Source organism: Klebsiella sp. RHBSTW-00215, from assembly GCF_014103785.1.
Classification (GTDB): Bacteria; Pseudomonadota; Gammaproteobacteria; order Enterobacterales; family Enterobacteriaceae; genus Klebsiella.
The window spans coordinates 120860-139336 of the sequence record NZ_JABXQS010000002.1; the positions used below are offsets into that span (position 1 = coordinate 120860).

22 protein-coding genes and 2 pseudogenes are annotated in these 18477 nt (G+C 55.5%); 9 read left to right on the forward strand and 15 right to left on the reverse strand.

Annotated elements, in window-relative coordinates:
- Positions 1-350 precede the first annotated feature (350 nt).
- Positions 351-1355, reverse strand: coding sequence for an IS110-like element IS4321 family transposase (locus HV127_RS29935; RefSeq protein ID WP_000427620.1), 1005 nt, complete (start codon positions 1353-1355; stop codon positions 351-353).
- A gap of 265 nt (positions 1356-1620) precedes the next feature.
- Between HV127_RS29935 and HV127_RS29940 the strand changes: the two genes are divergently transcribed.
- The 9 genes from HV127_RS29940 (at position 1621) to HV127_RS29980 (ending at position 9785) form a co-directional block, all read left to right on the forward strand.
- A complete protein-coding gene (locus HV127_RS29940) occupies positions 1621-2220 on the forward strand; it encodes a GNAT family N-acetyltransferase (RefSeq protein ID WP_032736817.1) in 600 nt (199 codons plus the stop codon).
- Between the two features lie 179 nt (positions 2221-2399).
- Positions 2400-3422: an IS110 family transposase gene (locus tag HV127_RS29945; RefSeq protein WP_182240922.1), complete on the forward strand. Its 1023-nt coding sequence runs from the start codon at positions 2400-2402 to the stop codon at positions 3420-3422.
- Positions 3423-3756: 334 nt separating this feature from the next.
- On the forward strand, positions 3757-4761 hold the full coding sequence (locus HV127_RS29950) for an IS110-like element IS4321 family transposase (RefSeq protein WP_000427620.1): 1005 nt from the start codon (positions 3757-3759) through the stop codon (positions 4759-4761).
- 758 nt (positions 4762-5519) lie between these two features.
- A complete protein-coding gene (locus HV127_RS29955; protein ID WP_011191343.1) occupies positions 5520-6530 on the forward strand; it encodes a zinc-binding alcohol dehydrogenase family protein in 1011 nt (336 codons plus the stop codon).
- A 73-nt stretch (positions 6531-6603) separates the two neighbouring features.
- Positions 6604-7035, forward strand: coding sequence for a heme-binding protein (locus HV127_RS29960; protein ID WP_004357630.1), 432 nt, complete (start codon positions 6604-6606; stop codon positions 7033-7035).
- 62 nt (positions 7036-7097) lie between these two features.
- Positions 7098-7388: a DUF1330 domain-containing protein gene (locus HV127_RS29965; protein WP_011191344.1), complete on the forward strand. Its 291-nt coding sequence runs from the start codon at positions 7098-7100 to the stop codon at positions 7386-7388.
- A 151-nt stretch (positions 7389-7539) separates the two neighbouring features.
- Positions 7540-8010, forward strand: a complete 471-nt coding sequence (locus HV127_RS29970; protein WP_011191345.1) for a hypothetical protein — start codon at positions 7540-7542, stop codon at positions 8008-8010.
- A 3-nt stretch (positions 8011-8013) separates the two neighbouring features.
- Positions 8014-8526: a DM13 domain-containing protein gene (locus HV127_RS29975; protein ID WP_004357637.1), complete on the forward strand. Its 513-nt coding sequence runs from the start codon at positions 8014-8016 to the stop codon at positions 8524-8526.
- Positions 8514-9785 carry an MFS transporter gene (locus HV127_RS29980; RefSeq protein WP_004357638.1) on the forward strand — a complete coding sequence of 424 codons (1272 nt, stop codon included), beginning with the start codon at positions 8514-8516 and terminating at the stop codon, positions 9783-9785. The genes HV127_RS29975 and HV127_RS29980 overlap by 13 nt, the downstream gene beginning before the upstream one ends.
- A 30-nt stretch (positions 9786-9815) precedes the next feature.
- Here the strand turns inward: HV127_RS29980 and HV127_RS29985 are convergent, their stop codons facing one another.
- From HV127_RS29985 to HV127_RS30050, 14 genes and pseudogenes are all read right to left on the reverse strand, one after another.
- Positions 9816-10217, reverse strand: coding sequence for a RidA family protein (locus HV127_RS29985; protein ID WP_004099044.1), 402 nt, complete (start codon positions 10215-10217; stop codon positions 9816-9818).
- Positions 10218-10323: 106 nt separating this feature from the next.
- Positions 10324-10773, reverse strand: a complete 450-nt coding sequence (locus HV127_RS29990) for a hypothetical protein (protein WP_004099042.1) — start codon at positions 10771-10773, stop codon at positions 10324-10326.
- Positions 10774-10860: 87 nt separating this feature from the next.
- Positions 10861-11433 (reverse strand): hypothetical protein, encoded by a 573-nt coding sequence (locus HV127_RS29995; RefSeq protein ID WP_004099040.1) that lies wholly within the window; start codon positions 11431-11433, stop codon positions 10861-10863.
- 91 nt (positions 11434-11524) lie between these two features.
- Entirely contained in the window at positions 11525-12493 is a 969-nt protein-coding gene (locus HV127_RS30000; RefSeq protein ID WP_032640602.1) for a magnesium and cobalt transport protein CorA, read from the reverse strand.
- 36 nt (positions 12494-12529) lie between these two features.
- Positions 12530-13087, reverse strand: a complete 558-nt coding sequence (locus tag HV127_RS30005; protein WP_003100847.1) for a recombinase family protein — start codon at positions 13085-13087, stop codon at positions 12530-12532.
- A complete protein-coding gene (locus tag HV127_RS30010) occupies positions 13081-13452 on the reverse strand; it encodes a hypothetical protein (RefSeq protein WP_003100853.1) in 372 nt (123 codons plus the stop codon). Before HV127_RS30010 ends, HV127_RS30005 begins: the two co-directional genes overlap by 7 nt.
- Positions 13449-13949 carry a hypothetical protein gene (locus HV127_RS30015; protein ID WP_003100856.1) on the reverse strand — a complete coding sequence of 167 codons (501 nt, stop codon included), beginning with the start codon at positions 13947-13949 and terminating at the stop codon, positions 13449-13451. The genes HV127_RS30010 and HV127_RS30015 overlap by 4 nt, the downstream gene beginning before the upstream one ends.
- On the reverse strand, positions 13946-14272 hold the full coding sequence (locus HV127_RS30020; protein WP_003100858.1) for a hypothetical protein: 327 nt from the start codon (positions 14270-14272) through the stop codon (positions 13946-13948). Before HV127_RS30020 ends, HV127_RS30015 begins: the two co-directional genes overlap by 4 nt.
- 254 nt (positions 14273-14526) lie before the next feature.
- Complete coding sequence (locus HV127_RS30025; protein WP_000215515.1) at positions 14527-14883, reverse strand: cupin domain-containing protein; 357 nt, start codon at positions 14881-14883, stop codon at positions 14527-14529.
- Entirely contained in the window at positions 14873-15274 is a 402-nt protein-coding gene (locus tag HV127_RS30030; RefSeq protein ID WP_001293886.1) for a DUF86 domain-containing protein, read from the reverse strand. Before HV127_RS30030 ends, HV127_RS30025 begins: the two co-directional genes overlap by 11 nt.
- Positions 15271-15561: a nucleotidyltransferase gene (locus HV127_RS30035; RefSeq protein WP_001247892.1), complete on the reverse strand. Its 291-nt coding sequence runs from the start codon at positions 15559-15561 to the stop codon at positions 15271-15273. Before HV127_RS30035 ends, HV127_RS30030 begins: the two co-directional genes overlap by 4 nt.
- Positions 15562-15686: 125 nt before the next feature.
- Positions 15687-16391, reverse strand: a complete 705-nt coding sequence (locus HV127_RS30040) for an IS6-like element IS26 family transposase (protein ID WP_001067855.1) — start codon at positions 16389-16391, stop codon at positions 15687-15689.
- Positions 16392-16454: 63 nt separating this feature from the next.
- Positions 16455-16565, reverse strand: a pseudogene (locus HV127_RS30045) (bacteriocin immunity protein); the annotation flags it as partial.
- Between the two features lies 1 nt (position 16566).
- A pseudogene (locus HV127_RS30050) lies at positions 16567-18465 on the reverse strand (S-type pyocin domain-containing protein).
- Positions 18466-18477 lie beyond the last annotated feature (12 nt).

Sequence of the window (18477 nt, forward strand, 5' to 3'; positions counted from 1 at the left end):
AGCACTGCATAGACAAGTTTGGAGATTGAAATTATTGGGGTCAGTTTGGATATAGAGAATTATTGTACGTTTAGGGGTCCGCTTGGAAAACGGAATCTATGGTCACTCCCGTTTTTGCAACACCGATTTTGACGATAAATTGGCTTGCTTGAATCTATCCGGCGTCTGAATGGGATTTTATTCCCGCGCCTCGATGAGTTCCGCGCCTGATGAACCTCCAGAAAATATACGGCTTCAATGAGCCTTTCCGTTTTACAGGTTCCTCAACAGGCCGGTGGGCCGTTAGTATCATCAATATCAGTATTCGCAAAACCAGATCAGTGATTCTTTAAACCGGTGTATTTCTTCCGTTATGCTACATAAGTTTGCTGTCGTGCCGTTAGGGCCCAGGCTATTCTGGCCAGCTTGTTTGCCAGAGCACAAGTGACGACAAAGTTGCTTTTCCTACACAGTAGATCCCTGACCCAATCGGCCAATTTGCCAGACTGGTGTTCCAGTTTTTGTATGAATACCCTGGCACATTGAACCAACAAAGTTCGGATCTTTTTGTTACCTCGCTTACTAATTCCCAGCAATGTCGTCCGACCTCCCGTGCTGTACTGTCGAGGCACTAGCCCTGTTGCCGCCGCAAAGTCACGACTGCTGGCGTACTGCTTCCCGTCGCCAATCTCAGTTGAAATAGTACTCGCTGTCAGTGTTCCGACGCAGGGAATGCTCAGCAAGCGCTGTCCAATCTCATCTTCGTCCAACTTTCGTTTCAACTGGGATTCCAAATCTTTAATCTGCTCAACAAGATAGTGATAATGCTGTTGTAATTTCAGCAATAACTGGCTGAGGTATAGAGGCAAACTATTGTCCTCAAGAAGGGTACTCAGTCGGCTAATAACGGCAGCTCCTCGTGGAACGCTGATGCCAAATTCCAGCAGAAAAGCATGCATCTGATTGGTTGTTTTTACCTTATCCTGAACCAAGGATTCACGGACACGATGCAGCGCACGCATTGCCTGCTGAGATTCAGTTCTGGGCTGTACAAAACGCATAGACGGACGCGATGCAGCTTCACAAATAGCTTCGGCGTCGACAAAGTCGTTTTTGTTACTTTTAACGAATGGACGGACAAATTGTGGTGATATCAGCTTAGGAAAATGCCCCAACTCTTCCAACTTGCGTGCCATAAAGTGAGAGCCACCACAGGCTTCCATTGCGATGGTTGTAGCGGGGCATGTCGCCAAAAATTCGATTAACTTTGGCCGTGTAAATTTTTTACGGTAAACAGCCTTGCCGCGACGATCTTGGCAATGAATATGGAAAGAGTTTTTACCCAGATCGATACCAATGAGCGCAATGTTTTCCATGATAGTTCTCCGAATGAAAGCCTATCCTCAGCATAGTACCGGGAAGGAGGGAGTGACCATCTCATTAAATAAACCACGCTAAGGCTGCTTTTTAACCAGAATGCTTCTGGTTGACTGCCGAATGGCGGGGCTAGGGGTTTTTGTTTCCGAAACCGAGGGTTAAGATCCCGCATATTGACCCCGATGACTTTGAAATGACGGGTAAAGTTTTCTGCTTCGCTGGTATGATTAATTTGCTTAAACCATAACAACAGGGGCTGTAAAAATGACCGATTCCGCAGCATTAGAAATTGCACCGTACCTACCCGAAATTTTTGATAGTGAAGCAGGTGGCATCCTGCAAGACCTTATTTTTTCTTCTGAGCTATCAGCTTTGATGTTTATGGCTACAGAAGCTCAAATGGAGGTTGCAAAAAAGTACGTCGTGGGAGTGCTTGAGGAATGCTATCAGGCTGGACACCTGCAAGTTATGGGGGCAGCGAATGAGGGTGAGTTTTATGGGTATGCTTTGATTTTCGGGCATCCAAAAGCCTCACTGATACGCTACTGCCATAAAATCTATGTACATGAGCAGTATCGTGGGCATGGTATCGGTAGCCAAATGCTCGAGGCGCTTCTCTCTCAACCCTATGAAATGGGCTTGTTATGCTCTTCTGAATTAGTACCATTTTACGAAGCTGCTGGGATGGTTAACAAGGGGGATTTTTTCGCCCCAGATAGCAGTGATTTTGACCGTACACGCGGCATGTATGCGGGGCTTTGCGTCATGAGTAGCAAAGATGCTAGTGAGGGATTGCCGGTCTTTATGCTTAACAACAGCGATGTTCAAAACATCATTAACGCTGTAGTAGCCTGCAAAGATTAAATTCTCCAGATTAGGCCGCCGATCAGGTGGCCGTTCGTCTTACATACACTTTCCAAACTGACACCAAAGACAACTCGGTTGTTTGCTCATCTTAACGAATGGAAGGGACTTCCCCTGGATATGCGCCTGGTTAACTTTCATGCAATCATGGGATAAACATTGACCCAGAGGGATTCGTTATGACCATCACCACTGTCGGTATCGATCTTGCTAAAAATGTGTTTGCTGTTCACTGCGTTGACCAAAATGGTAAAGCAGTTCTGGTTAAACCCAAGGTGTCGCGTGCAGCACTTTCTGAACTCATCGCTGGTTTACCTCCCTGTGTCATTGGAATGGAAGCCTGCTCGGGTGCCCACTATTGGGCAAGATTATTCAGGCAGTATGGCCATGATGTCCGGTTGATGGCACCGAAATTTGTCTCACCCTATCGCATGGCGGGTAAGACCGGGAAAAATGATGCAGCTGATGCAATAGCTATTTGTGAGTCTGTGCAGCGGCCGCACATGCGCTTTGTACCCGTCAAAGACGAAAGCCAGCAGGCAATGCAATGCTTACATAGGACAAGACAGGGATTTATTCAGGAAAGAACAGCGACGTATAACCGTCTTCGGGGGTTGGTATCTGAATTCGGGGTTATTGCCCCACAAAGCACTGATGCTCTGCGTCATGCTGTTTCTGACCAGAAGGAAACTCTGCCAGTACAGGTCAGGCTGTGCATTGATGATCTATTAGCACATGTCACTAATATTGAAGAGAAAATCGCCGAATATGACAGGGTGTTATCTCGTGTTGCCAAAACAGATCATCGCAGCCAGCAGTTAATGGAACTGAAAGGTATTGGGCCCACAACGGCGAGTGCGCTGGTCGCCAGTATTGGCAATGCCCATGATTTTAAGAACGGGCGCCAACTGGCAGCCTGGTTGGGGCTAACGCCATCACAATACAGTAGTGGCGGAAAATCAAAGCTTGGCAGGATAACAAAAGCGGGTGATGCCTACCTGCGAACCCTGCTGGTCCAGGGAGCCCGTTCTGTTATGGTAGGGGCAGAGAATAGAACGGACTCGTTTAGCCGTTGGGTCTGCTCGTTGATTGGTAGGCGGGGATACTGGCGTGCTGTCGTTGCAATCGCCGCCAAGAATGCGAGGTTGTGCTGGGCATCATTACATTACGGCGATGACTTCAGACTGTATTCAACAACGTGAAAAATTAAACTGAGTAGTAACTGAACTGTAACTCGTTGATGGTAAAGGGTTAGACCCCCGTGAGAAGTATCTGCATATCCTACTGGATATCACTATCCGATTAACGAAGGAGGATCTCACGAGCGTCTTTCATCAGGGTCCGAATCAATAGCGATTCAGCGTGACCGTTTATAGTAGTGCAGTCTCATCCCTTGCCTTTCATTGATGAACAGCCAGAAATTAAAAACCGGCGTTGACTGTTCGGGGAAGCCCTTATAGTAGGATAATTAATGAGATGGTCACTCCCTCCTTCCCGGTACTATGCTGAGGATAGGCTTTCATTCGGAGAACTATCATGGAAAACATTGCGCTCATTGGTATCGATCTGGGTAAAAACTCTTTCCATATTCATTGCCAAGATCGTCGCGGCAAGGCTGTTTACCGTAAAAAATTTACACGGCCAAAGTTAATCGAATTTTTGGCGACATGCCCCGCTACAACCATCGCAATGGAAGCCTGTGGTGGCTCTCACTTTATGGCACGCAAGTTGGAAGAGTTGGGGCATTTTCCTAAGCTGATATCACCACAATTTGTCCGTCCATTCGTTAAAAGTAACAAAAACGACTTTGTCGACGCCGAAGCTATTTGTGAAGCTGCATCGCGTCCGTCTATGCGTTTTGTACAGCCCAGAACTGAATCTCAGCAGGCAATGCGTGCGCTGCATCGTGTCCGTGAATCCTTGGTTCAGGATAAGGTAAAAACAACCAATCAGATGCATGCTTTTCTGCTGGAATTTGGCATCAGCGTTCCACGAGGAGCTGCCGTTATTAGCCGACTGAGTACCCTTCTTGAGGACAATAGTTTGCCTCTATACCTCAGCCAGTTATTGCTGAAATTACAACAGCATTATCACTATCTTGTTGAGCAGATTAAAGATTTGGAATCCCAGTTGAAACGAAAGTTGGACGAAGATGAGATTGGACAGCGCTTGCTGAGCATTCCCTGCGTCGGAACACTGACAGCGAGTACTATTTCAACTGAGATTGGCGACGGGAAGCAGTACGCCAGCAGTCGTGACTTTGCGGCGGCAACAGGGCTAGTGCCTCGACAGTACAGCACGGGAGGTCGGACGACATTGCTGGGAATTAGTAAGCGAGGTAACAAAAAGATCCGAACTTTGTTGGTTCAATGTGCCAGGGTATTCATACAAAAACTGGAACACCAGTCTGGCAAATTGGCCGATTGGGTCAGGGATCTACTGTGTAGGAAAAGCAACTTTGTCGTCACTTGTGCTCTGGCAAACAAGCTGGCCAGAATAGCCTGGGCCCTAACGGCACGACAGCAAACTTATGTAGCATAACGGAAGAAATACACCGGTTTAAAGAATCACTGATCTGGTTTTGCGAATACTGATATTGATGATACTAACGGCCCACCGGCCTGTTGAGGAACCTGTAAAACGGAAAGGCTCATTGAAGCCGTATATTTTCTGGAGGTTCATCAGGCGCGGAACTCATCGAGGCGCGGGAATAAAATCCCATTCAGACGCCGGATAGATTCAAGCAAGCCAATTTATCGTCAAAATCGGTGTTGCAAAAACGGGAGTGACCATAGATTCCGTTTTCCAAGCCGACCCCTATTAGCGTAGAGAAAAGTGTTGGACCATTTTGAGTCGTGGTTATGCGTGAAGACTATAGCGTCAGTCCAGTATGATTTCCCAATACCCTGTAGCTATAGTTTCGATAGCTTCGAATCGGCATTGCAGGCGTATCCCCGTCAGCGGATTTCGAGCGGACGCCGTCGCTTGCCAACGTTGGTGTGAGACCGGCGGGCGAGATCGCCCCTGCCAACGCGACCGCTGAGAGGTCGACTCCTCAACCGCTTGGGCGCTTATCGCCTCCATCCGGATGCTCACCCGCCGAACAGCAATAAACCGCTATTTTCGATAAACTTCTGAATCCGGCTCCGAGGTATGGAAACTATGTCGTACCGCTATTGGATATGTTGCGCGCATACCTTCATAGTCTGACACGCGAAATCTTTAAATCCTGAGTATATTTCGGAAGAAATTTCGATCTGATCGATAAGACTTCAGGATACAGCAAGCTGGAGACACCGATGAAAGCCGTTGGTTACAAGGTTCCGGGACCCATCGCCGAGGACGCCTCTCTGGTCGACATTGATCTGCCTCGGCCTGTCGCTGAAGGAGGCGATATCCTGGTTGAGGTGAAGGCTGTCTCGGTCAACCCGGTCGACTACAAAATCCGCAGCAGCACGCCGCCCGCTGATGGCGATTGGAAAGTGCTGGGATGGGATGCGGCCGGGATCGTGCAAGAGGTCGGCCCCGACGTGACGCAGTTCGCGGTAGGCGACGAGGTCTATTATGCCGGATCGCTCATAAGGCCTGGCACCAATGCGGAGTTCCATCTCGTCGACGCCCGGATCGTCGGTCGTAAACCCGCGTCGCTCGACTGGGCGGAAGCGGCGGCGCTGCCACTCACGACGTTGACGGCCTGGGAAGCCATGTTCGATCGCCTGGACGTGACGAAGCCCGTTCCCGGGGCGGCGGCGATCCTCATCATCGGTGGTGCGGGTGGGGTCGGGTCGATCGCCATCCAGATCGCTCGACAGCGCACGGATCTCATCGTCATCTCCACCGCCTCTCGGCCGGAAACCCAGGAGTGGGTTAAAGGGCTTGGGGCTCATCATGTCATCGACCACTCTCGGCCGCTCGCGCCACAGATTGCCGAGCTCAACATCGGCGCTCCCGCTTTCGTGTTCTCGACCACGCATACCGAGCAGCATGCATCCGACATCGCCGAACTGATCGCCCCGCAAGGACGGTTCGGATTCATCGACGATCCCAAGGCGCTCGACGTCATGCTGTTCAAGCGCAAGGCAGTGTCGATCCACCACGAGCTGATGTTCACACGGTCGCTCTACGGCACGCCCGACATGGATGAGCAGGGCAAGATCCTCAATTCGCTGGCGGTGCTGGTGGACGACGGCAAAATTCGCACGACGCTAACCGAAAAATTGTCGCCAATTAATGCCGCCAATCTGAAGACGGTGCACGCACTGATCGAAAGTGGCGCGGCAAGAGGCAAGATTGTCCTCGAAGGCTTCTGATGACTGCCACCGCCGAACGTCTTTTCTAACCTCAAGAACGCCGGACGGATTACGCCACGGCGAAGGAAATTTCATGACGAAATCCATTGCCACCGCCTCGATCAACCGCGAAACCGCCGTCGCCCTCATCGACGCGGCGATCGCCGCGGCACGTACAATCGGCATCCCGGCTGCGGTCGCCGTCGTCGACGCCACCGGTAACCTGCGCGCGTTCGAGCGCACTGATGACGCGCCGTTTCTCACCGTCGATGTTGCCATCGACAAGGCTTGGAGTTCCGCCTCGTTTGGGTACCCCACCCATGTCTGGAACGACTATGTTTCGAACGATCCAAAAGTGGCGCCGCTGGCCTATCGCCCCCGGATGGTCGCTGTCGGCGGAGGCTATCCGATCCTGGAAGACGGGAAGTTGATCGGCGGGATCGGCATCTCCGGAGGCAACTATCAGCAGGATCAGGATGCGTGCGTCGAGGCACTCACGAAAATCGGGTTCGAGCTGCCAGCCTGACGACTTTAAGGCCATCGCCAGCGGCGGTGGCCTGCAGATGCGACCTTATGAAAGACTTTAAGATGGAAGCGTTCGTCGTCTTCACCCGCGAAGAAACCACCGATCCGGAAGAACTCGCAACCTATTCTGCAGGCGTCGGCCCATCGTTCGATGGCCACGACGTAACCTTTCTCGCCGCTTATGGCGCGATGGAGCATTTGGAGGGGCCGCCCGTCGAAGGGGCCGTAATTTTGCGGTTCCCGACGATGCAGGCCGCCCGTGATTGGTATCATAGCCCCGCCTACCAAACCATCGCTGCGCACCGTTTTGCCGGTTCCCGCTATCGCGCCTTTGTCATTGAGGGGCGGCGGTGACACACCGACGGAAGAACGGCGGGGCTGGCCACGAGGTATCGGTCGGCGAACTCGCATCCTACAACCTGTAGGGGATCAAGGCGGTGAGGTTCGCGTGCCATCGCCACACGCGACCACTCATCGGACTTCTGCATCGGAATTGGAGGATCAGATGAGCGTCGACGAACGACAAGCCCCCGAGCTGCGGGTGCAGAGATGGATTGGCGCGGATGGAGAAAGCATCGCGCCGCTCAAGCTGTCGGATCTCGGCACCGGCCCGAAAGTCCTCTTCGCCTTCCAGCACTGGTGCCGTGGCTGCCATTTGCATGGATTTCCGACGCTACAAAGGTTGCATGGTGCATTGAGCGCCAAGGGCGTGGGCTTCGCGGTGATCCAGACCGTCTTCGAAGGAGCGGATGAGAACACCTTCGAGAAGCTGCGCGTGAACCAGCTCAAGTATGCGCTTCCTGTCGCGTTCGGTCAGGACGAGCCACCTGCCGGCGCGACGCTTCCCACCTTCATGGAGGACTACCGCACGCGGGGAACGCCCTGGTTCTCCGTGATGGACGCTGGCGGCCGCATCGTATTCTCGGACTTCCATCTCGACGCCGATCAGCTCGTGAAGGGACTGGAGCTGGTGTAACCGATGCGGCGCTGGGTCATCCTGATTGCCACCCATCTCGCGATGCTCGCCATGGGCTTCGCGGGCGGTGTCTACACGCTGCCGATCCTGACCGCCCCCCAGGCCCCGGACGCGGCGGCCTTGCGGACCATCTCAGCCGAGACGCTCTACGCAGGGCGTCTGGCCCGCGATCTCAAAGGCAGCGACCTGCTTCACTGGGGGGAAGGCGAGATCCGGGTCTCGCGCGACCGTATCGCCCATATCGGGCGCCTCGCCCCTGGTCCCGACTACAAGCTCTACCTCGCACCACGTTTCGTCGACACGAAGGAGGCCTTTCTCCTAATCAAGGACAGATCAGTCCGCGTGGGCGATGTGAAGACGTTCAACGGCTTCATCGTCGAGGTGCCTGCCGGCATCGATGTCCGTGACTACAACACGGTCGTCATCTGGTGCGAAGCATTCGACCAGTTCATCAGTGCGGCAGAGTATCAACCCTCAAGTCAGGCCCGAGAACGAGCCCGGCGATGGATACCATGAGGTCGGCGGGCAAGCGCGGCCTCGTTCTCGCGCCGGTGGCGGCGCTGCTGCTGAGCGTCGCCGCTCTGCTGCTGGGCAATGGCCTGCTGAGCACGCTCCTGATCGTGAGAGCCGGCCATAAGGGGTTCTCGACCGGCGCGATCAGCGCGATGATGTCCTTCTATTTCGCGGGTTTCACGATCGGCGCGCTCGTGTTGCCACCGATCATCGTCTCCGTGGGACATGTCAGAACCTTCGCCGGCTTCGCGGCCATTGCCTCGATGACCGCCCTTCTCCATGTGGCGTTCGTGGAGCCGATCGCCTGGATGCCGCTTCGCCTGATTACCGGCTTCGCCTACGCGGGCATGATCCTCGCAACGGAGAGTTGGCTCAACGCCCACGCATTGCCATCCACACGCGGGCAGCTCCTGTCGATATTCGGAGTTGTCTCTATGGGCTCATGGGCAATCGGGCAGGCGTTACTCAACATCGCACCGCCCGCCGACGTGACATTGTTCCTCATCGTGTCGCTGCTGATATCAGCGGCGGTGGTTCCGATCACCTTGCTGCCCAGTCATCCGCCGGCCCAGGTGGAACAGGAATGGGTCGCGTTCAGGGACCTCGTCCTCGTATCACCTCTCGCTGCGGCTGGCGCTTTCCTGGCCGGCCTGGCTATCGGTGGTTTCTGGGGCATGGGCGCGAACTTCGCCCAGAGCATCGGCCTCGATGTGGGCGGTATCTCCGCCTTCATGGCTGCGGTTCTTGGTGGAACGCTCGCCTTCCATTGGCCACTCGGTTGGCTTTCGGATCGAGTGCCCCGGAATCTTGTCATCGCCGGTGCGGCGCTGGCGTCCGCAGCGTCTGCCATCGGCGTAGCGTTGGCGGTGGAAGCGCCTCTGCCGCTGCTCCTTGCGGCAGGTGCGCTGTTCGGCGGCTTTGGCATCCCGATTTATTCGTTGTGTCTCGCCGTCGCAAACGACGATCTTCCGGCCGGTCGGCTACTCGGCACCGCGCGCGGGCTTCTGTTGCTCAACGGGATCGGGACAGCCGCTGGCCCCCTAATAGGAGCAGCTGCAATGAATATCGTCGGCCCTGGCGGCCTGTTCCTTTATGCGGCGGCGTTGCTCACGCTCCTGGCAGTGCTGGCCATCGCCCGCAGGCAGCCGAGGCGCGCCAACCAGGCCAAGGCGGCCCCCCGTTCTCCGAGCACGCCGATGATAACCGGATCTCTCGATACGATGATATGCATGGAGAAGCGGGCGCAGGGCGTGCGGGATTAGCGCGGCACGGCGCCTGCACGAACCGCGGGGTCAGGCGATGATAGCTGTTACGCGAATTTCGATACGCATGGTTGGAAGCCCCAGCGCTTCGATTCCCAACTGCGTCCAGATTGGAGCGCGGTCGGGCATGTAGTGGCGATACAGCTTGGCCATTGTTTCGTTGATCACGGGAGGGAATCCACCGACGTGATAGGAATTGACGTGGACCACATGCGGCCAGCGTGCTCCGGCGGTCGCGAGCGTCCGTTCCACGTTCTTGAACGCCTGCTCGATCTCTTCCTCAATCGACTCCGGAATGACGAGATCGTCGTTCCATCCGCCCTGTCCGGAGATCTCCACGCGGTCACCAATGCGCATTGCCTGAGAATAATGAAGCGCGTCATGCAGGCGCGTCCCGTATCCGGGGGTGATGAAGAATGAAGGTGTTGTCATGAGTTTGCCTTTGATGAGCCAGGTCAACGCGGCTGCAAGTGACCGTATGCATGCAGAAAGAGATGCAGGGCGTTCGGCACTAGCGCGCCGGCTGCGGTGGAGGGCTTTATTCCACGTCTTCTACGGTGAGGTCCCGGCCGTTGAACTGCACGGTCTCCCCGGCTCGGGCACCCTCGATCGCTTCGAAGATCGGCGCCATCGTGGAAATGCCCATGAGCTCACGCCCCTGACAGGTAAACTTGCTCGTTGACACCGCGATCACAAAGTGGCGGCCGGACAGCTTGACGACAGCGCCTTCGTTGACGGCCAACTTGGGGCCGAAATCGATCGTCCTGAGCTTTTCGAGTTTATTGGCGTAGTCATGGAGCGTGTCATCGAGCGCTTCAGCGAAGTCGCTCGCGACCTCGGCCTGAGCTAGTTCGTCGTTTTCGATCGGTTCGCTCCGATCGAGCCGAGCGGTAGAGACATAGTCCAGGTAGTTTTCGCGAGCGCTGTGCAACGCTGCTGTCTCCAGCAAGAGCATAGTTTCTCGTATGTGGTCCTTGTTCCAGTCCATAATCACCTCCTAATTTTCGATGTTCTTAAAGTTCAGCCTGCAGATGTGTGGGCCAGGAAGGCCAGCCTTTCCGGCTAAGCGACACCGCTATTCGTCGCTGATGACGTCTTCGCCCTGGTATGGAACCCTGATCAGCCGAGGATCTCGAATGATGCTCGTGACGAGCCAGACATATTCCTGCTCGGCGGTATCGAAGCCGAGGATGCTGAAGGATTGGCCGAAAGGGCATGGCGGGAAGTCTGGAAAGCCCTCGCGCAGAACGTAACGCTCGGGATCGCTGTGAAACTCGCTCTTGTAGACTTTCCGTAGTCCGTGCTTGCTCGGCGCGTCCTGGTCACCTGCCGGTGCTGTTTCCCGATGCGCCACAAGGCGCTCGGACAAGTCGCGGGGGCAGATTTCGTGGAACACGTCGAAGGCGTCGATCAACAGGCCTTTATGCTCTGTCGCCGGATCGGTGATCGCGTAGATGTTGGAGGCATCTTCGCCGTCGTCCCCGCTCTCGAGGCGCAACGCCGCATCGACGCGAATGCTGCATGCATCGAGGGTTGACCCTAGTTCGAGATCGACGAGATTGCCGTCCTTGACGCGGTATTCGCGGTCATAGCCTTTGGCGATGAATGACTGGACTGCTTCTAGAACGTCGGTCACCTGGGAGGTCATGGAAGCACCTTCATCTTGAACTGGATTGGACACGCTCGCGCACAAAGCGCGCTGTGACTCGGCGGACGGAGAAGCTCGCGAAGTGCGTTACTCATAGCCACTTGGCCTTCTTGAAGCGCATGAATAGGAGAAGGCAGAACACCGCTATCACTCCGAGCACGACGAAGTAGCCATATGGCGTGTCCAGTTCCGGCATGTGCTTGAAGTTCATGCCATATATTCCGGCGATCGCCGTCGGGACCGCCAAGATCGCCGCCCAGGCCGCGAGCTGGCGAGTGACCACACCGATCCTTTGCGCTTCCAGAAGGCTGCTGGCCTCGAAGACCGTGGACAGGACAAGCAGGAGGCCGTCGACCATGGACTGCACGCGGTGGACATGGTCCGCGACGTCGTGGAAATATGGTGTCATTTCGGCGCTGATGCAGGGAAAGTGGCCGCGAACGAGCTTTCGCACCAGCTCGGCCATAGCCCCGAGCGTGCGCTGGAACCGCGTGAGTTCGGACCTTAGTTCGAAGATTCGCGCCACCTCTTCTGGCTCGAGGAAATCGTGCAGCGACCGTCGCTCCATCGCCAGGACGTCGTCCTCGATCATTTCGAAGATGGGCAGATACTGGTCGACCACTCGGTGCAAGATCGCGTGCAGCACATAGTCGACACCCTTGCCGAACTGCGTCGGCGATGCCTCGAGTTGCTCCCGAAGTTTGCCCAGCGCTCCGGCATTGCCGTGCCGCACGGTGATAAGGTGATTGTGACCGGTGAAGATCGCCATCTTGCCGTAGCTGATCCGGTCGCCGACCAGCTCGGCGGTCTGGGCGACGACGTACAACTCATCGTTGTAGACCTCGAGCTTGGGCGGGCACAGCGGGTGCATGGCGTTGTCGATCGCCAAAGGATGGAGGTTATACGTCGTCTGGATCGCGCTGAGTTCGTCTGCGGTGGGCTCGCTAAGCGCGATCCAGCAGAAGCCCGAGCGATTCTCGTTTAGTTCGACGTGCTCATCGAGCCTGATTTCACGGACTCGCTTACCTTCGTTGTAATAATATGCGGCGATAATGGTCATGCAGGGGTCGTCTCAGAAAACGGAAAATAAAGCACGCTAAGCGTGCGTGGAGGCTGGCACCCAGCGGTACAGCGTCGGAATGGACACGCCGAGGTTCTTGGCCACGTCCTTGGGCGGCACCCCGCTGGCCAGCAGCTTCTTGGCCGACTCGATCTTGCTGTCGGTCATCTTCGGCTTGCGGCCGCCTTTGCGGCCGAGCTGCTTGGCGACTTCCAGCCCGGCGCGGGTGCGCTCGACGGTCAGCTCGCGCTCCATTTCGGCAAGGCTCGCCATGACGTGGAAGAAGAACCGCCCGGATGGTGTGCCGGTGTCGATGGAGTCGGTGAGGCTCCTGAACTGGACACCGTGCTTGTGCAGATCGCCGACCAGATCGACCAGTTGCTTGACCGACCGGCCCAGCCGGTCGAGCTTCCAGACGACCAAAGTATCGCCTTCGCGCAGCATTTCGAGCGTCTTGGCCAAGCCAGGCCGGTCTGCCCGCGTGCCACTCACCTTGTCCTCGAAGACCTTTTTACATCCGGCCTTGCTCAAGGCTTCGCGTTGCAGCTCCAGGTTCTGATCCTGCGTCGAGACGCGCGCATAGCCAATCAACATGGCTTGTCTCGCGCCCGGTCGATGCGTTCCTGCATCGCCTGCATCACTTCTTCGTGGGTGTACGATCTGGCGTTGGCGTCGGTGGCTTGCCGCAGGGCTTCCTCAACCTCGCGCGTCATCCGCTCGTAATCCTCCGGCCACAGCGCTTGCTCCATGCGCAGCGACGCCTGACCCAGCAGGTGCAGCAGGCTGAACAGCCGCATGTCGTTGGTGGCGACGATGCGCTCCCGAATCTGCTCCTGAATAGCTTCGCTAGCCCGATGCGCTTGTGGTGTGGCAGTCCCCTCGTAGTCAGCGGGGAATTCCGCTTCCTCGGCAATCCTTGCCCAGGCGCTGGCCAGCGCCTCGATGGTTGACGTGCTCATTTCCGCCGCTCCTGTGCTCTTTGGCGAATCAACCGGCCAAGGGGCCTCGACGCGAAAACCAGCAGCATCACGCCTATCGGATACCAGGTCGAGAAGACCACCAAGGCATCGAAGGCTGGCCGTCCGGTGTTGGTAGGCAGTACGGCGGTCACAGCCATCAACCCGCCGACCGTCCAGATGATGCGCCACACGTAGGGCATCACGCGGGGCACGTAGCCGTCATCGAAAGCGGTCTGGTAGTAGCGGCGCAGGCCGCGCTCGGCAAGCGCCTGGCGCTGCCGCTCCGACAGCGCATCCGTCCGGCCATACCAGCGCCGGAATGGTGGACAGCGCAGCAGCAAAGGGGTGAAGAGGATCATCACCGCCACGATCGCGACACCCCACGCCATGACGGCGCCGGCATCGGGCCGCTTGGCGTTCTCGATCACGGGCGCGAAGACGCCCGGAGCACCGATCATCCAGAACAGCGCAATGTGCTGATGGAAGGAGAGCTTCATTTGCTCATCCACTTGCGCAGCAGGCGCTTTTTCAGGGAGGCGCGTTCTTGCGGGTTGCGTCCCTTGTGATTGGCGATGCGATCCGCCGTGGCGGCCTGGCGCTTGACGGGCCAGTAGGAGCGGCCATCCTTGCCCATCGACCAGACGCTGCTGGCCTGGTTTTCCAGCAGGGGCAGATGGGCGCTCAGGGCTTCGGGCGACGCGCTGGTCAGCGCCGTGCGCTCACGGGTGCGCCAGCGCTGATGCCAGAGCTTCTTGTCCTCGCGCTCGCTGCCGCAGGTCGTGTGCCCGACGATGGGTGTTTTGCGGCGGCTGCGGCTCATAACGTAGTGGTCTCCAAGAACATTCAGGACTGATCCCAGGCGTCGATGGTCAAGACCTGATCGGCAGGACAGGCGGCTACGCGGTCGGGAACTGGATGGTGTTCAGTCTCATGCCGACCCCATTCGATTGATCGCGTCGCTTGCGGCACGCTGCGACGCAAGGAGGTTTGCGACCTGGTTTAGCAGCCGTGTCCGCTGCATGTCTGTTACCTATCTCCCCGACCGCTCATTGGACCAACTCCAGAGATTGGGCTCTATCGCTCAGCCAATACGAAACCGGCATTGGCTGATGCCACAACCGAGACTAACACAAATGGCTCGGTACCTGTATTTCGCGCCCCGTGCACTTGGCCCGGTCTTGCCACGGCTATCTCACCTTCCCTGAGGGCACGAACAATCCCATTGCCCTGAAAGTAATCAGCCATTCCCGACAAAACAGTCCACGTGTCTTGGCCGTGAGGATGAATGTGAGCCGCAATTTCCTGCCCGGGATGGACATGCCAAACCACGATAATTGAGTCTCGGGTTTCAAGCACAACGGAACGAATAGGCTCGCCTTCGGACGGCTGAACATACTCGGCTACAGAAAATATTCTCGATTCAACAGTCATCGGAGATCCCTCTTTCACAGTTGTCGTTACGGTCTTCATCGTCGGCATCCTGACGCACGGCGGGCAATTGCTGGAGCAACGCCGGCAGCCATTCCTGTACCGTCTCCCACACCACATCGAGGTTGATGTCGAAATAGCCGTGAGCCATGCGATTACGCATATTGCGCATGCTGCGCCACGGCACGTCGGCATGCGCCTGGGTGAACTCGACGTAGCCATCCATCACCTTTGTGGCCGCCTCGCCGATGACGATCAGGCTCATGATGACGGCCTGCTGGGTGCGCTTGTCGGCCAAGAAGTCGTCCTTGGCCATCCCTTCCACGAAGCTGCGCGCATCGGTTGCGGCCTGCTGAATGTGGTCGAGGTAATCGGGCAGGCGGTTCTCGCTCATATCGGTTGCGCCTCCGCGAGCACCTTGGCCCGGAACTTCGGCGGCAGGTCGCCGGGAGTCAGCAGATCGACGTCAACGCCGAGCAGCGATTTCAGTTCTTCTTCCAAATCGCCCAAGTCCAACAACGTGGCACCGGGCAGCGCATCGACCAACAGGTCGAGGTCGCTGCCATCCCGGTCGGTGCCATGCAGCACCGAGCCGAAGACGCGCGGGTTCGCGGCGCGAAAGCGGCCTACCGCTTCACGCACTGCGCTTCGCTTCATGTCAAGCACAACAGACGGTCGCATGCGCATCCTTTCTTATCGAAACTCGTTGAGATGATATGCAATCAAGAATAGAATTTCAAGAACTATTTTCGAGGGCACTGTTGCAAAGTTAGCGATGAGGCAGCCTTTTGTCTTATTCAAAGGCCTTACATTTCAAAAACTCTGCTTACCAGGCGCATTTCGCCCAGGGGATCACCATAATAAAATGCTGAGGCCTGGCCTTTGCGTAGTGCACGCATCACCTCAATACCTTTGATGGTGGCGTAAGCCGTCTTCATGGATTTAAATCCCAGCGTGGCGCCGATTATCCGTTTCAGTTTGCCATGATCGCATTCAATCACGTTGTTCCGGTACTTAATCTGTCGGTGTTCAACGTCAGACGGGCACCGGCCTTCGCGTTTGAGCAGAGCAAGCGCGCGACCATAGGCGGGCGCTTTATCCGTGTTGATGAATCGCGGGATCTGCCACTTCTTCACGTTGTTGAGGATTTTACCCAGAAACCGGTATGCAGCTTTGCTGTTACGACGGGAGGAGAGATAAAAATCGACAGTGCGGCCCCGGCTGTCGACGGCCCGGTACAGATACGCCCAGCGGCCATTGACCTTCACGTAGGTTTCATCCATGTGCCACGGGCAAAGATCGGAAGGGTTACGCCAGTACCAGCGCAGCCGTTTTTCCATTTCAGGCGCATAACGCTGAACCCAGCGGTAAATCGTGGAGTGATCGACATTCACTCCGCGTTCAGCCAGCATCTCCTGCAGCTCACGGTAACTGATGCCGTATTTGCAGTACCAGCGTACGGCCCACAGAATGATGTCACGCTGAAAATGCCGGCCTTTGAATGGGTTCATGTGCAGCTCCATCAGCAAAAGGGGATGATAAGTTTATCACCACCGACTATTTGCAACAGTGCCATAAATAGCATCATCGTTCTCTTTGTCAGTTTGAAAATCAGCAGCGATTATTTTACTAACAAAAGCAGTAAATTCTTCTTCCGTAAAATCTGAAATTTTATTACCAGCCATTTTATTTTCCTTTATGTGTCTCAATATGATTTTTAGGTGTTAGCGCCTTAATGTTATCGACATCCATAACAGCCCCTCCTTGAGATATTTCTTTTTCGTGGTGTAATTCAATTTTAACACGTTTCCCTACTGATTCTAAAAAGTCCGCAGTAGGTGCCCTTCCAGCTTTCATCTGATTAATATCAGCTTCACTAAATTGCTTGCTTAGTGCAGAATCGTCAGCAACCGCTTTCCAGAACGCCCGACGGAAAGAATCAAAACTACCGAAAGTCTTCCCGCGTAATTTATCCGCAATCTGGGAAGGAACAGGAGCACCATCCCCGGTACTGGCCCCCCCCCATCCAGTTATTGCCAACGTTCTGCCCTTTGCCGCTTACTGTACCGGGCATGTTACGAGGGCTACGGTACATCATATACAGCGGTTTTAGGCCGGACTCCGGTGGAAACACCAGAATAATATCTTCAAAATCGAGGTCATCCGCTACCGGCGTCACGGTTTTATCTGTAGCCTGTGGCGCCGAAATCTGATCACCGGTATGCAGAATACGCTCCGGTAGTGGTACCGGCCCGCTTAGCGTCAGTGGTCCGTTTGCACCAGGTGCGTCAGCCGGGCTGACAAAAATAGTTTGCGCCGGAACATCTGCGACAGCGGGAAGAGTATAGCCCCAGTAGCCGGTTTCCTTATCCAGTACAGCACGAGCGACCTTCACGGCACCGGCAGTATTGGTTTTGACCAGCTGAACATCCAGAATGCCGCTATCATTCATAACCAGACGGCCACGAACCGGCATACTGACAGATGTTTTCTGATCTGCTGCTTTATTCAATGCCGCGGTATCAGGCAGACTAAACGCATCGCCAGGCATCATCGAACTGATATCCCGACCGGGCACCATATCACTACCGACGCCAACTGATTTCGATAACACAAGACCGGCAATGGTTAATGCTACCGGGTTAGCCACCACAGCGACACGTAACGTCGCCAGAGCCTCGCTGATGAAAGCTCCCAGGCTGGCCGCAGCATCAGCCGACAGAGTAAAACCTCCACGTGACGCAGTTGACCAGGTCAGAGGAATAGCAAAAGGTGCCGCTGTAGCCGGGATACCCCTGACAGCCTGAATCTCTGAAGATTTCAGTTTATCTGCGGCTGTACGACGGGCCAGCAGCGCTTTTGCTTTTTCGGCAATGGTTCTGGCCTCCTCAGCGGCTTTCGCTGCTGCATCAGCCTGTCGTTTTTTTCTGCCGCAGCGGCGGCTTGTTCTGCGGACGCTAATGCAACCTGGGCAGCCTGACGGCGCGTTTCTGCAGCATTATAGGCAGCTGATGCCTGCAGACTGGCCTGCTCAGCGGCCGTTGCCTGGCTGGCAAGACTGGAGGCAGCATTTCGTTTGTTCACCGCATCATTCTGCGCTGCATCAACCTGAGCTTTTGTGATCCCAGATGGATAGAACCGGTATCCCCAGTGGTCATGCTCTTTATTCGAACTGATAACCTCCCATTTTTGGGTACCGTATTGGCCGTTATTATTCAGCGTGAGGCCTTTAATGCTTTGCTGCAGATCCTGATATTTTTTCTCAGCCTGAGTTGCTACTGGTACGGCATCGATAGCTTCCTTTCGCTTATTCTTCGCTGTATTAAGGGCATTATCTGCCACTGTTTTCAGGCGTGATGCTTCAGCAGTCGCCTGATTCAGATTATTACGCGCATCAGGAACAGTTTGATGTTGACCTGCAGCAGCCGCAGCAGAAATCGCATTCTGACGTTCTTTTTCCGCAGCGGCGGATGCCGCTGCTGTTTTCGCTGCGAATGCTTTTGCAGCCTCTTCTGCTTGCTGTTTTTCCTTAGCTACCTTCTCCGCTCGTGCAGCTTTTTCTGCTTCTGATGGGCCTACAGCCACAAAAGCGCTGAA